Origin of the sequence: Chryseobacterium sp. NRRL B-14798, from assembly GCF_050470705.1 — a bacterium.
GTDB lineage: Bacteria > Bacteroidota > Bacteroidia > Flavobacteriales > Weeksellaceae > Chryseobacterium > Chryseobacterium cupriresistens.
In genome coordinates this window covers 1,244,282-1,258,531 of sequence record NZ_JBFLUL010000005.1, presented here as the reverse complement: position 1 = coordinate 1,258,531, position 14,250 = coordinate 1,244,282, and the positions used below count along the sequence as shown (strand labels likewise).

General features: G+C 36.1%; 12 protein-coding genes and 1 pseudogene. 3 read left to right on the top strand and 10 right to left on the bottom strand.

Going from position 1 to position 14,250, the window contains the following annotated elements:
• Positions 1-70: 70 nt before the first annotated feature.
• From AB1278_RS06080 to AB1278_RS06055, 6 genes are all read right to left on the bottom strand, one after another.
• Entirely contained in the window at positions 71-1,465 is a 1,395-nt protein-coding gene (locus AB1278_RS06080) for a decarboxylase (RefSeq protein WP_002977177.1), read from the bottom strand.
• Positions 1,466-1,587: 122 nt separating this feature from the next.
• Positions 1,588-2,463 carry a tyrosine-protein phosphatase gene (locus AB1278_RS06075; protein ID WP_429813043.1) on the bottom strand — a complete coding sequence of 292 codons (876 nt, stop codon included), beginning with the start codon at positions 2,461-2,463 and terminating at the stop codon, positions 1,588-1,590.
• A gap of 201 nt (positions 2,464-2,664) precedes the next feature.
• Entirely contained in the window at positions 2,665-3,312 is a 648-nt protein-coding gene (locus AB1278_RS06070; RefSeq protein ID WP_411413562.1) for a thiamine diphosphokinase, read from the bottom strand.
• Positions 3,302-3,871 (bottom strand): cob(I)yrinic acid a,c-diamide adenosyltransferase, encoded by a 570-nt coding sequence (locus tag AB1278_RS06065; RefSeq protein ID WP_041461407.1) that lies wholly within the window; start codon positions 3,869-3,871, stop codon positions 3,302-3,304. The genes AB1278_RS06070 and AB1278_RS06065 overlap by 11 nt, the downstream gene beginning before the upstream one ends.
• A gap of 179 nt (positions 3,872-4,050) precedes the next feature.
• Entirely contained in the window at positions 4,051-6,471 is a 2,421-nt protein-coding gene (locus AB1278_RS06060) for a TonB-dependent receptor plug domain-containing protein (RefSeq protein WP_429813038.1), read from the bottom strand.
• 346 nt (positions 6,472-6,817) lie between these two features.
• Entirely contained in the window at positions 6,818-7,402 is a 585-nt protein-coding gene (locus tag AB1278_RS06055) for a hypothetical protein (protein WP_202840980.1), read from the bottom strand.
• A gap of 173 nt (positions 7,403-7,575) precedes the next feature.
• On the opposite strand from AB1278_RS06055, the gene AB1278_RS06050 reads away from it, so the two are divergent.
• Positions 7,576-8,067 carry a DinB family protein gene (locus AB1278_RS06050; RefSeq protein ID WP_110009992.1) on the top strand — a complete coding sequence of 164 codons (492 nt, stop codon included), beginning with the start codon at positions 7,576-7,578 and terminating at the stop codon, positions 8,065-8,067.
• Between the two features lie 158 nt (positions 8,068-8,225).
• On the opposite strand, the gene AB1278_RS06045 is transcribed toward AB1278_RS06050, so the two are convergent.
• The 3 genes and pseudogenes from AB1278_RS06045 to lptB all read right to left on the bottom strand — a co-directional run.
• Entirely contained in the window at positions 8,226-9,179 is a 954-nt protein-coding gene (locus AB1278_RS06045; RefSeq protein WP_429813034.1) for a helix-turn-helix transcriptional regulator, read from the bottom strand.
• A gap of 62 nt (positions 9,180-9,241) precedes the next feature.
• Positions 9,242-10,969 carry an ABC transporter ATP-binding protein gene (locus AB1278_RS06040; protein ID WP_395974892.1) on the bottom strand — a complete coding sequence of 576 codons (1,728 nt, stop codon included), beginning with the start codon at positions 10,967-10,969 and terminating at the stop codon, positions 9,242-9,244.
• Positions 10,970-11,472: 503 nt separating this feature from the next.
• Positions 11,473-12,198: pseudogene (gene lptB, locus AB1278_RS06035) on the bottom strand (LPS export ABC transporter ATP-binding protein); the annotation flags it as partial.
• 152 nt (positions 12,199-12,350) lie between these two features.
• Between lptB and AB1278_RS06030 the strand changes: the two are divergent.
• The gene (locus tag AB1278_RS06030; RefSeq protein ID WP_411413559.1) at positions 12,351-12,644 is read left to right on the top strand and encodes a TM2 domain-containing protein; all 294 of its coding nucleotides are present in this window, start codon (positions 12,351-12,353) and stop codon (positions 12,642-12,644) included.
• A 79-nt stretch (positions 12,645-12,723) separates the two neighbouring features.
• Here AB1278_RS06030 and hemB read toward each other — a convergent pair whose 3' ends face one another.
• Positions 12,724-13,713, bottom strand: a complete 990-nt coding sequence (gene hemB, locus AB1278_RS06025) for a porphobilinogen synthase (RefSeq protein ID WP_343643215.1) — start codon at positions 13,711-13,713, stop codon at positions 12,724-12,726.
• 118 nt (positions 13,714-13,831) lie between these two features.
• Between hemB and AB1278_RS06020 the strand changes: the two genes are divergently transcribed.
• Positions 13,832-14,182 (top strand): T9SS type A sorting domain-containing protein, encoded by a 351-nt coding sequence (locus AB1278_RS06020; protein WP_343643214.1) that lies wholly within the window; start codon positions 13,832-13,834, stop codon positions 14,180-14,182.
• Positions 14,183-14,250 lie beyond the last annotated feature (68 nt).

Here is a 14,250-nt window from a genome sequence, read left to right as displayed (position 1 = left end):
CAGAATCTAAAGCCAAATTGATTTTTCTATTGATTGTAAACGGGCTAAAGCCCGTTACTATTGATATAAATTATTTATACCCAAGAAGTTTCAATACATCTTCAGGTTCCTGCTTTTCGCGGAAAATCTCATATTGTAATTCGCCGTTTTCATCTTTCTGAATCAGGACGTGTCTCGGCTGAGGCATCAGACAGTGGTGTACTCCGCCATATCCTCCGATTGTTTCCTGGTAAGCTCCGGTATGGAAGAATCCGATATACAAAGGTTTTGTATCACTGAAAACAGGTAAATAAATGGCATTGGTATGCTGTTCAGAGTTATAATAGTCATCCGAATCACAAGTCAGTCCTCCTAAGAATACTCTTTCATATGTATCTTCCCAACGGTTAAGCGGAAGCATGATAAAGTGTCTTGAAATGGCCCATGTATCAGGAAGAGTGGTCATGAAAGAAGAATCAATCATATTCCATTTTTCTCTGTCGTTCTGACGTTTCTGAGAAATGATTTTATAAAGATTGGCCCCACTTTCCCCTACGGTAAAGCTTCCGAACTCGGTATAGATATTAGGTTCTTCTACTCCTTCCTCTTCACAGAATTTTTTGATCTGAGAAACGATTTCTTCCACCATGTACTGATAATCATAATCAAAATTCAAAGAAGTTTTAATTGGGAAACCACCTCCTATGTTCAGTGAATCCACCTCCGGAGCGATTTTTTTCAGACGTGCATATACACGAAGACATTTATACAATTCATTCCAGTAATATGCTGTATCCTTAATCCCTGTATTGATAAAGAAATGAAGCATTTTCAGTCTTGCGTTCGGATGTTCCGCGATCTTCTGGCTGTAATAAGGAATAATATCTTTATATCCGATTCCTAATCTTGAGGTATAAAATTCGAACTTCGGTTCTTCCTCTGATGCAATTCTGATTCCGATATCAAAAGTGGAATCAATACTTTCAGTAAGCTTATCCAGCTCTCTGTAATTATCAAGAATCGGGGTAATATTTTCAAATCCGCTATTGATCATATCTGAAATCTTTGCCAGATAATCATCGGTTTTAAAACCATTACAGATCACTTCGATATTCTTATCTACCTTACCCTTCTCATAAAGAGATTTTACGATATCCATATCATAAGCTGAAGATGTTTCTATTGAAATATCATTCTTCAGAGCTTCTTCCAATACAAAATTAAAATGACTGGATTTTGTACAATAGCAGTAGGTATAATTCTTTTTATATTCGGTTTTCTCAAAAGCTTCTTTAAACCAGCCTTTCGCTTTCTGAATATTTTGAGAAATTCTCGGCAGGTAGCTAATCTTTAGCGGGGTGCCAAATTGTTCAACAACATCCATTAACGGAATATCGTGAAACAACAAATTGTTCTCAGAAACATTAAATTCCTCCGTAGGAAAATATAATGTCTGATCAATAAGTTCCGAGTACTTTATTTTCATTTCTAAACAAGTGAATTAAGAAATGCAAAATTGCTAAAAAACTTTCATTTTTAGGTGTTAAAATTATTATAATTTTAAATAAACACCCAATATTGAATCCCAGAAAAATTTATCTCTGATAATCAATACGTAAACTTCTGAATGTATTCTTTTCTTTTGGCATCTGAAATCCCTAATACCTGCTGAATATAGACATCTGTAGAGCCATACTTTTTATTGATCTCCTCAAAAGCTGCATCAAGATATCTTTTTTCTACCCAGCTGAGTTTTTCCAGCACCTGTAAATCCATCTTCGGATAGAGGAAATGTAAAGTATGGGCAAGGCGTAATCTTTTTTGAACAAGATTTTTTCTGTAGTTATTGGATAAAAGATATTCATTATAAACAGTCTCTTTATCAAACTTCAGAATGGTAAGAATTAATGCGGTGGTAATTCCGGTTCTGTCTTTTCCTGCGGTGCAATGGTAAAGGATAGGATCTTTGGATTCCAGTATTTCCGTAATAATCCTTTTTATCATTTCCGGATTTTTAGTAACATACTCACGGTAGAAATCGATCATTCTTTTATCAGCATCGGAAGCATTTACTTTACCTTTAAGAACAAGTTTTTTGGCCTGAGCCAGCTGATCTCCTTCATCTTCAAATGCTGAGAAGTTTTTGTAAACATTTTCCGAAGGCAGCTGATCGGGCTTTTGAGCAATTTCCCTGGAGTTTCTGAGATCAATAATTTCTTTGATTCCCAGTTTTTCAAAATCGTCGAAAGATTTCCTTTTAAGCTTATGAAGATGGGCACTCCGGTAAAATTTCCCTTCTTTTAAAGTTCTTCCATCTGCATTTTTGATATTTCCTACCGTACGGAAATTGGTTACTTTCCTGATCGGGATCACTTTTTCAGTTTCATTTTTACCATATTCAGGTGTTTCAAAATGCTGTGTTTTACATGAGAAAATACAGCATAATGAAATGGTGAAAACTGATATTCTGATTAGTTTATTCAATGGTTTTTAATAAGTTTTGGCTGAAGCCAATGGATTCTTGTATTTTATTAAACGAGCTTCCTTCGTCTAAGCTCAGGATTATTGCCCGTTTCTATTGATGTAAAAATTCGTGCCACTTGTGAAAAACATTGGTGTAATTTGTGTTTAATGACAGTCTTTTTTTACAATAGGTAAGGTCCATTTCTATTGATAATAATCACTCTAATAAATTGCCGGATATTCAATCTCCTTGATCCCTACAAAAAACAAGACATCTCCTGATTCATACTCTATAGAAACCTCATCTTCAACGGCAAAATTCCGGGTTCCTATTCTTGAAGTAATGCTAAGGCTTTCATTAGTCAAAGGCCAATTGAGACCTTTTGTCGTGATATTATTCACTGATGGAAACGGATAAAGAGAAATCATCCTGTTTTTCACTCCTCTCAATGTAAAATGATTGGGAATAAAATAATATTCTGAAAACTCATCATAAAATTTAATATTCATCAGGTCTTTGAATGCAAAAGCAACGGTAAGATTTCCAAGAAAATGATCCTGCTCACCACCGCTTCCTCCAAAAACATCAACTGCTGAAAAACCTTTTTCCTGAATAATTTCCAGAGCCTTATGAAAGTCTGTTTTTTCCTGATCTAATGTAAGGATAAATTTTTCCTCATACATATCTTCATCTGATCCGGAGTGCGAATCAAAATCGCCGGATATAAAATCCAGCTTATCCAAAGGAAATCCCATTCTTTTTAAATAATGAAAGGCACCGTCTGTGCAGGCAATCAATTCATAATTTTCAGGGCTGGGTAATGATTTTGGAGCATCTCCGTTGATGAAAAGTACTGCTTTATCTTTCATTCGGATTCCAGTATTCTTCCGGTTCGTTGTTCAGTTTTGATATGTATCTGGCCAATACAAAAAGATAATCTGAAAGCCTGTTTAAATATTTAATTAATTCGGGACGTACTTCTTCTGATTCATTCAGAAATACCAGTGAACGTTCTGCTCTTCTGCAGATGGTTCTTGCTGCGTGTAAAAAGGTTGCCGGTTTACCTCCTCCAGGCAGAATAAAATACTGAAGCGGCTCCAGTTTTTCATCAAAAGCATCCATCCACTGTTCCAGTTCCTCAATTTCTGTTTCTGAAATAATGATCGGAAGACGGGATTTCCCATTGGCAAGCATCAGCTTATCCACAGGTGTTGCCGCCTCTGAACCTACAGTGAATAAATCAAACTGTATTTTCTTCAGCTGTCTCAGCACTTCTTCATCTTCGATATGACTTTTTGCAATTCCGATGAATGAATTCAGCTCATCTATATTTCCATAACTGTCTACTCTTGCACTGGCTTTGGAAACTCTTGTTCCGCCATACAATGCAGTCTGACCTTTATCTCCTGTCTTTGTATAAATTTTCATAGTACTAAAATACCTTTTTTTATACAATGTAAAAAGTAAAATGTAGTAATAACTTCCTGTTCTATCTTAAAAAATAAAACTGACATTAGAAATTAATGTCAGTTAATATTGCGTAGATGGCTTTTATATCTTTTGGGGTTACTTTCCCTATATTAAAGCACTAATTATTTATTTATACATTAAAAAGTATAATTGACATTAAGCTGAAAAGTGGTTCCGTTAAATCCAAACTGGTTGACCTCCCACGGATATTTGAATCTTCCTCCAAGATCTGTCACTACATCTCCTTTGCTGTCTATGACGTCCGGGTAAACATTAAATAAATTATTTACAACTCCGGAAACTTTAAGGTCATTCGTAATTTTATAGGTTAAAACTATATCTGTAACCACCTTACCGGAAAATGTCTGATCTTTGGCAGGATCAGTGGCATGCTGCCATGTAACAGAACCAAAGTAAGTATTATTAAGGTTAAAATTAAACTTTGTAATGTCATAAGACAGACTAAGGATTGTTTTTGTTTTTGGCCTTGCAGAAGTAATTCTGGATTGTTCCTTTCTGTCAAAAAAGTTTTCTGAATAGCCATTTTGCGCCAAAATAGACGGAACGGCAATATTATCTACTATTTTAGTCTCGTTATAATTGAAGGCAGCAATAACGCCTAATCTTCCTTTTCCAATAGCAGAAGTATAATAATTCGCGACAAAGTCTACTCCCTGAGTAACTGTATTGACAGCATTGGTGAAAAACTTCAGGGAAGTTATTTTATTATTGTTTAATATGACTTCCACAGGGTTTGACAGGTCCGGACTTCCGGGAGCTCCGGTTTTGTATCCAATATCTCCTGAAAAAAGTACACGGTCTTCAATTTTTATTCTGTAATAATCTGCTGTAATAGTAAGGTTTTTAAAAGGTTTTACGGCCAATCCCCCGGTAATGTTAAAGGCTTTTTCAGCATTTAATTTTGGAACACCAAGATCAGATCTTACAATTTGAGAGTCATTATTAAAGGTACCTTGATTGGCTACCGTATTCCCTGTAATTTTGGTCTGAACATTGGAATAATATATCTGGTGTAAGGAAGGTGCACGGAATCCTGTAGAAACAGATCCACGGAAAACCAATTTATCATCCAGCAATTTATATCTTGCATTTCCTTTCCAGGAAACATTATTTCCGAAATCACTGAAGTTTTCATATCTCACCGTTCCTCCAACTAATAAGTTTTTTGTAACATCCCATTCAGCATTGAAATAGGCTCCGATATTCTGACGGTTTTTATTGACTTCATTTTGAGGCTGCAGTCCCGGAAATGATTCTGCGCCACTTCCCATATAAGAGGCTTCTTCTCCTGCCCTAGCCTGATAGTTTTCATTGCGCACCTCAACTCCGGCTCCTAAAACAAGCGCACCAAAATCCCGGCTGACATCTATGTTTCCTATAATATTACTGAACTGATGACCACCTGCCTTAAAACTTGTTGGTGACTTTGCACCCAAAGATGTATTAATGGTATTTCCTACTACATAATCTACTGCATTAGAGCCAAAGGTGGCACTCCCGTCAAAACTCCATTTTCCAAACATTCCTTTCCATCCGGAGGTTAAATTATAATCATAAACATCTGTTTTAAATTCCGGCTGAAATCCATTGTAAACCTGCCCTTTTGGAGTTAATAAACCAAAATCTGACGGTACCCAATAGGGTGTTCTATACAAAGCGAAACTGGTCCCATTTCTATAAGTTGTACCCCCAAAAGCATAAAATTTACCCGTCTCACCTGTTGGCAATTCAAAATTTACAAACATATTGCCCACTTTGGTCTCCGGTTGCCCGATGATCATTCCTAAACCGGGATTGGCCTGAGTCCAGGCATTATCTACACCAAAAAGTTCATCTTTTGTAACAGAACCTGCGCGGTTCGTTTTATTTTGGGAAGAAAATCCTAAGGTAATATTCAGGCTTCCTGTTTTTGCAACCCTGATTCCTGTATTAAAATCTGCACCGATATTAAAACCGTCTCCTTTTGAAGTAATTCCGGAAAAGAGATTCACTGTGCTTTTCCCAACACCATTCTTAAGGATAATATTGATCACTCCTGCAATAGCATCAGATCCGTATTGTGCAGATGCTCCATCCCTCAGGACCTCTACGTTTTGTAAGGCTGCTGAAGGAATACTTTTCAGGTCTGTACCTACTTCACCTTTTCCCGGTGTATCATTTACGTAAATGAGAGCACTTTGATTTTTTCTTTTATTATTAACTAAAACTAATGTTCTGGAAGGCCCCAAACCCCTTAAGTCTGCCGGATCAAAATGGGCCGTGGCATCAGAAACAGTTTGTTGTGATGAATTAAAAGAGGGAACAGCATAGGTTAAAGCTTTCTCAAAAGTAACCTGTCCTGTAGATTTTAGCTGCGCTGCTGAAATATTGTCTATAGGAATTGCTGAGGTAATGATGGTTCTGGGCTTAGTTCTCCCCGTGGTCACCACCACTTCGTCTATTTTATTTTGTTTTATGCTGTCCTGAGCATATCCCATAACACCAGCTCCGCTTAATACTAAGACATAGATTTTTCTATTCAATAAATTTTCCTTCATGTCGATTGTTAATTATTCAATAAAACTAGTAAAAAAATTAACATTAAACATTAAAATAAAAAATATAATAACAATTCTATTTCATAATTGCGAAAACTATGCCATTTAATAAAAATAGAAATTAATACTCGAAACGTAAAGTGAATTATTAATAACATGAAAAAATATAAATCAACAACATCATATTTGTATAAAAAAATTAATTAGTTAACATCACAAATAAACATGATTTTATTCGTTCTGAAAGGTAATTTTCAATGAGTTAAGATGGGTTCGCTTTGGCTCGCAATGACCGGAAAATGAATGGAAATAAAAAAATGGCCGGGAGAAACCGGCCATATCCAAATTATTTATTTACCTCTACGTATTGTATGATGGTCTGATTTTTTGGGTTGTAGATAATGGTACTACTGTTCGGAAATCTTTTCAGCTTATAATACTGAATATTTTTATCGGATTTAATATCTTCGAGAATACTGGTGTCAAATGTATTATCAGGAAGAAATTTTGATAAAAAGCTTATTTTGTCAATAATGTTCTGGCCATCAATCTTTCTGGTAGTTTTATCAGATTTATTTTCATCAGACGTTGGCTGACTTTCCAAAAATGGCAGCAACACTGCAATGTCGGCTTTATATTTAAAGATATATCCTTCTGGTCTTCCCGGAATTTTAATTTTCTTTCCTTTTTCTTCAGAAACAATGGAAGCCCCTGTACCAGGGAAAACGGTATTAAACTTTACGTCTTCGGCGTTGGTTAAAGAATTTATAGATTCATTGACTGTTTTCTTTACTGTTTCTTCTACAGCCTGCTGTGTTTTTTGTTGTACTGCTTCGGTTGTTTTCTGGACAGTCTGGTCAATTTTTTCCTCAATCTTATTGCATGATACTAATAAAAAACCAGTAATAACAGGCAAAATATACTTCTTCATAATTCTAATAATAGCGTTTTTTTTATTAATATCCTCTTTTCTAACGTAAAAACGGGCCAGGATATTTTAGCAAAGAAAAAATATTTTTTCAATATGAAAAATCCTGCTGACAAACTGTTGTCATAACCCTCTCTTACCTTTGTATCAACAACAAACAAAAAAAACAAAACATTATGACAACTACAGCAACAGCCACTAAACAATTCATGACTACAGATCAGTTATTAAAAGACTGGCAGGGACACAGAAATCTTACAAGAAGAGTGATTGAAGCTTTTCCTGAAAAAGAATTATTTGAATTTTCCGTTGGAGGAATGAGACCTTTTGCCAAACTTGCCACAGAGATGATCAGCATTGCAGGTCCTGCTTTGAAAGGAATCATTGAAGGGAATATGGAAGGTTATAATGAAGAAGGCTTCAATCCTTCAACTAAAGAAGAGTTATTAAAAAAGTGGGATGAAGAAACAGAAGTAATCAACCACTATTTCAATCAAATTTCTGAAGAACGTTTCCAGGAAGTATTCAACCTGTTCGGACAATATGAATTCCCGGTGTATGAAAATATCCTGTATTTTATTGATAACGAAATCCACCACCGTGGGCAGGGATATGTTTATTTAAGAGCTTTAGGGATTGAACCACCTTTCTTCTGGGAGAGATTTTAATACAATGGGAAGGTAAGATTGCAGAAAGGGTAAACAAAACTTATATCTTTTTTGCGACACAACAAATTTTCTTATTTGCAATTTTGCCTTTTCCTTAAACCATTTCATTTATTGCCTCAATTAAGTCTTTAAACCTCAACAGTCTTGTTGGGGTTTTATTATTGATGTCTTTCAACCATTTTTACAAGCAGTTCATTCAAACGGACACGAAGACTTTCCGGCTCCAGAACGGTAGCATAATCTGCAAAAGTAATGAGCCAGCGGGGAAATCCATCACTGATCCATTCTGTTTCAAAGGTGAGTTCCATCCCTTGTTCGGTTTCTACTTCTTCTATCAATCCGTAATATTTTTTAGAATTTACAAGATGATTCATGATCTTTTTATCAACCAGCAGTTTGGCTTTAACCTTATTTCCGTTTGCTTTTTTACGGTAATCATTCACTTGTCCGTATTCCTGTAAAAACGGATTCTGTGTTTTTGAGATTTCCAGAATTCTGTCGATACGAAACTGCCTGAAATCTTTTCTCAAGGTACAGTAGGCCATGATATACCAGAAATTAAATTCGAAAAACATCCCGACTGTTTCAATCGTTCTGTTGTTTACTCTTTCATCTACGGTTTTATACCTGATATTGAGCTGGGTTTTCTCCGCAATACTTTCGAGAATAATAGGAATTACGTTTTTAAGAGAATCTCCGGAATCTGTATGAAAACTGAAAACATCTATTTGCTTCTCGATATTTTTAATCAGATTTTTATCAGAATATTTCAGTACCGAACGCACTTTTTCCATAGCTGCCTGATAGTGATTTCCCAGGCTTTGGTGGGAAAATTTCTGCATCAGTTTTTCAGCAGTAATGAAACTTAACACTTCTTCTTTGGTAAACATAATCGGAGGAAGCTTATAGCCTTCCATTAAAGAATAGCCGTTTCCCGCTTCTCCAACAATAGGAATACCCGCATTTTCCAGGGTTTTTACATCACGGTAAATAGTTCTGATACTTACATCAAACTTTTCAGCCAGATCCTGAGCGCGTACAACAGGTTTCGACTGCAACTGGGTAAGGATAGCCGTTACCCTATCGAGCTTTTTTAAATAGTGATCGTTCATGATGGAACAAAGCTAAAATTCTTTTTTGAGGTATGACTTATAAATGAGATGGCTTTTTGACTTTAATTTTCTTTAAAAGTATTCACCAGTTTATCGAGATTAAGACTGCGGGCTGAGGCATCAAAAATCTCACGGTATGTTCCTTCTTTATTGTATAATTCATCATGAGTTCCATTTTCAACAACTCTACCTTTTTTCATCACATAAATCGTATCTGAATCCAGAATCTGTGAAAGAGAATGGGAAATGATGATCACCGTTCGTCCTTCTTTAATGGCATCCAGAGAATTCTTGATCTGTTCTGTAGCAATGGCATCAAGGCTGGCTGTTGGTTCATCCAGAAAAATAATCGGTGGATTTTTAAGGAACAGTCTGGCAATGGCAATTCTCTGCTGCTGTCCTCCTGAAAGCTGAGTAGCATCATGCTGATATTTTTCAGGAAGATCCATGATCTGATCGTGCAGATAAGCTTTTTTTGCAGCCTCCTGAATTTTTTCAAAACCGGCATTCATATCTCCGTAGCGGATATTATCTTCTATGCTTCCCTGAAAGATATGATTTTTCTGAAGTACCAGCCCCAGATCACTTCTCAGGAAAGTATTTTCATATTCATTAAGGTTGACTCCATCCAAAAGAATCTCCCCGGAATCCGGAAGATAGAATTTACACAAAAGATTGATAACCGTTGACTTTCCTGCACCGCTCAATCCTACCAAAGCAGTCGTTTTTCCGTTTTCAATTTTCATGGAAACATTGTGTAAAGCTTTCGTACCGTTAGGGTAAGTAAAATCAACATTTTTCAATTCAAAAGTTCCTTTGATTTCTTTTTCTACAAAAGTACCGTTTGATTCTGTCTCACTATCTGCATTTAAAATATCGAAATATCCTTCGGCATAGATCATGGCATCGTTCATATCATCATAAATCCTGTGAAGCTGCCGGATCGGTGCCGAAACATTGTTGAAAAGCATAATATGAAGCATAATTGCTCCAATGGTCATTTGCTGGTCAAGCACAAGATAAACGGTTAAAAGAATGATCAAAACAACACCGAACTGCTCAATAAAAGTTTTTAAACCATCATAAATAAAATTGGTTCTTCTTGTGATCATCTGGCTTTCCATCAGCTCCATCTGAAGGTCATATTGTTTTTTCCCTTCAAATTTTTCCCGGACAAAACTTTTAATGACCATAATAGAATTGATCAGGTTCAAAAGTCCGGAGGTCTTTTTTTCTCTCTGATTCCTAAGCTGACGCCTCACTCCGCCCAGTTTTTTGGCCTGCAGGGAGCTGATGTAGAAATAGATCGGTACAATAATCGTAGAAACCAGTCCCACATACACATTCTGCATATACATAATGATGAGGGCAATAATGGCATTGGAAAAAAGAGGCAGGATATCAATAAAAAAGTTCTGAACCAATCTGGTAAGACTTTCTATTCCGCGGTCTATTCTGATCTGTAATTTTCCGGATTCATGGTTTTCATCATTAAAATAAGCAACTCTATAGGTTAAAATCTTATCAATGGCTGATTGTGCCAGCACTGAGCTCACATTGATCCTAATTTTTTCGCCATAAAATTTCTGTCCGAAGTTGATAAAGATGTTCAACAATTCTTTCCCCAGTAAAATAATGGAAATAATAATGAGAATATGAATTCCCTCCGACATCGGATGCGGAAGATGCGTAAGTTTAGTGACTTCATCCACCGTGTATTTCAGAACAATCGGGTTCACCTGTGCTGCCAGAGCACCCAGAAAAGTAAGAAACAAGGTTCCGTAAATCATAGGTCTGTAAGGTCTGATGAACGGGACAAGCTGTTTATAGATTCCGAATAAGGTGACAGTTCTGTTAAAAGGTTTAGCCATAGAAATCATTTTAAATGAAAAACGTACCGCTTTCAAGAGAAAAAGGTACGTTTTATTATCATGTTCAGCAAGTGAATGCTTATATTTTATCCTTCAAATACATAAGTTGTAAGGTAGTGCAGCTCTTTTCTGCTGGCTTCTTTAGACTCTGCTTCTGCCTGTTCCAGAGAATATTGGGAATTGATTTCTTTTTTCTGCAAAACAAATGAGTTGTTGGCATTTTTATCCACTACATCATTAAAAATATGTTCAATTTCAGAGTTCGCTAAGGTTGCAAAGCTGACTTCTTCAAAGCCATGTAACAATCTAAGATCATCAAACTGACTGAAATTTTCATTCACAAATCCTTGCAGCTGTGATTTTGAATCAAAATTACCAGCCCAGATATTGTAAGCGTATTTCTTCTTTTTAGGCTTATCTAAAATACTCTGATACACGAAGTTTTCACCCAGATAGGCTTCTCTTACCTGCGGATCATTGGCAAGATCTTCCGGAAGTCCTTCTTTAAGGATCTTTCCTTCAAACATAATATAGGTTTTATTGGTAATCGCCAGGGTTTGCTGTACGTTGTGGTCGGTAATCAGAATTCCGATATTTTTATCAACAAGACTTCTTACAATTTTCTGAATATCTTCTACGGCAATCGGGTCTACCCCTGCGAAAGGCTCATCCAGAAGAATGAAGTTCGGGCTTGTGGCAAGACAGCGTGCAATCTCGGTTCTACGTCTTTCTCCCCCGGAAAGAAGATCACCTCTGTTTTTACGAACGTGCTGTAAAGAAAACTCTTCAATCAGTTCATCACATTTGATCTGCTGCTCACGTTTTGAAAGTTTGGTCAGCTGTAATACGCCCATGATATTTTCCTCTACAGACAGTTTTCTGAAAACCGAAGCTTCCTGAGCCAGATATCCGATTCCCTTCTGGGCTCTTCGGTACATGGCATCGGTAGTAATCTCCTGCTTATCCAGAAAAATTTTTCCTGAAGTAGGCTTAACCAACCCTACAATCATATAAAACGATGTGGTTTTTCCTGCCCCGTTCGGACCCAGCAAACCAACAATTTCTCCCTGTTGAACCTGTACAGAAACGCCTTTTACAACTTTTTTAGGACCGTATTCCTTGATTAAGTTTTCTCCTCGTAAAATCATAGGGCAAATATATCAAAAATATAAACTTCACTTATAGGTTAATCTAAACTTGTTTACGTTAAATCTAAACTTGTTCATTTACAACCTATTGTAACTTTTCACTACTTTAATCTACTTATCGTAAAACATCAATCAATTATAAATAGTAAGAAATGGAAAACTACGGGTATACAAAAACAGAAAATGTGCACAACCAGCAAAGCAATGTTCCTTACCGTTCAGAAAAGAAAATCCCTGCCGCTATATTGGGAATTCTTGTGGGATGGCTGGCTTTAAATAAATTTTATCTTGGATATACGAAGGAGGGAATTATTCAGCTGCTTCTGAATATCGTTACTTTTGGTGCTGCCTCTGTTATTCCTTTTATCGAAGGTATTTTATATCTTTTTATGAGCGATAAACAATTCGATGATACGTATGTCTATGGAAAAAAAGGATGGTTGTAAAAAATTATCATCACCTCATTAGAAATAAAAAGAGACTACCGATTGAGTAGTCTCTTTTTTATTGGAATGAATTTAATCATTATTTATTTAAAAGAATAGCTGCTTCTTTTGCAAAATAAGTAAAGATCATATCTGCACCAGCTCTTTTAAAACAAGTCAAACTTTCAATGATTGTTTTGTCGTTATCCAGCCAGCCGTTTTGAGCCGCTGCTTTTACCATGGCATATTCTCCACTTACATTGTATACTGCAATCGGAAGATCGATGGCTTCACGTACTTTGGAAACGATATCCAGGTACGGAAGTCCTGGTTTAATCATAATTACATCAGCTCCTTCATCTATATCTTTAAATACCTCATTCAGGGCTTCGCGTGAGTTGTGGAAATCCATCTGATATGTTTTTTTATCTTTCGGAATTTCCATATCATCTTTCGGAGCACTGTCTAAAGCACTTCTGAAAGGGCCGTAGAAAGAACTTGCATATTTGGCAGCATAACTTACAATTCCTACATCTGTAAATCCGCTTTCTTCCAAAGCTTCACGAATGACCATTACTCTGCCATCCATCATATCACTTGGTGCTACAAGATCAGCTCCTGCTTCTGCATGAGATACCGACATTCTTGCCAGTGCATCATTGGTAGCATCATTTACAACTTTTCCGTTTTCAATAATTCCATCGTGTCCGTAGATTGAATAAGGATCTAAAGCTACATCCGGCATTACAATCATTCCCGGAACGGCATCTTTGATGGCTTTGATGGTGTTCTGCATCAATCCGTCTTTGTTCCAGGCTTCTTTTCCTGTATTGTCTTTCAGATGTTCTGACACTTTCATGTACAAATTGACAGCTTTTACCCCCAAAGAAAATAATTCCTTACATTCCTTCACTGTTAAATCTATACTGCGCCTGAAAATTCCCGGCATAGACGGGATTGCCTCCTGCTTGTTTTCGCCCTCCATTACGAAGATCGGCATTACAAAATCATCAGTTGTAAGCACATTTTCTCTTACCAAACCTCTGATAGATTCATTAACTCTAAGTCTTCTATTTCTTGAATGTATCATTTTGGAATACTTTTTGAATAAGTTTCTACAAATTTAATATAAGTTCTGCAAAAAACTATTGTACGAAATTGCAGAATGTATTACATTTGTTATATATATTCGAGAAATTATAAATTTGATGAAAAAACTTTTACTTTTATTTCTATTTGTAGGCACTTTTGTTGGATTTTCCAACAATTTCAAAGCTCAGCTTAGAGAGCCGGGTTCCACCACTCAAAAGGCGGATGACGGTGTATTGCTTGCCTATCCAAATCCTGCAAAGGATTTCCTTATTATTAAGGCAAAAGATTCTTCTTTAAGAATCAAAAGCGTGACTTTTTATTCAATTTTGGGTATGCAGGTCGCTAGTTATACGGTAAATATGAATTCCGGAGAGATTAATATTGAAAAATTGAAGCCCGGAAAATATATGATCCGATATATTTTAAGTGACAACACACAGAAAGTTACTCAAATCGTGAAACAATAAATTAAAATCCTGATAATCATCAGGATTTTTTCTTTTTACATTAATTCTGTTTTAATATTTCCGTAACT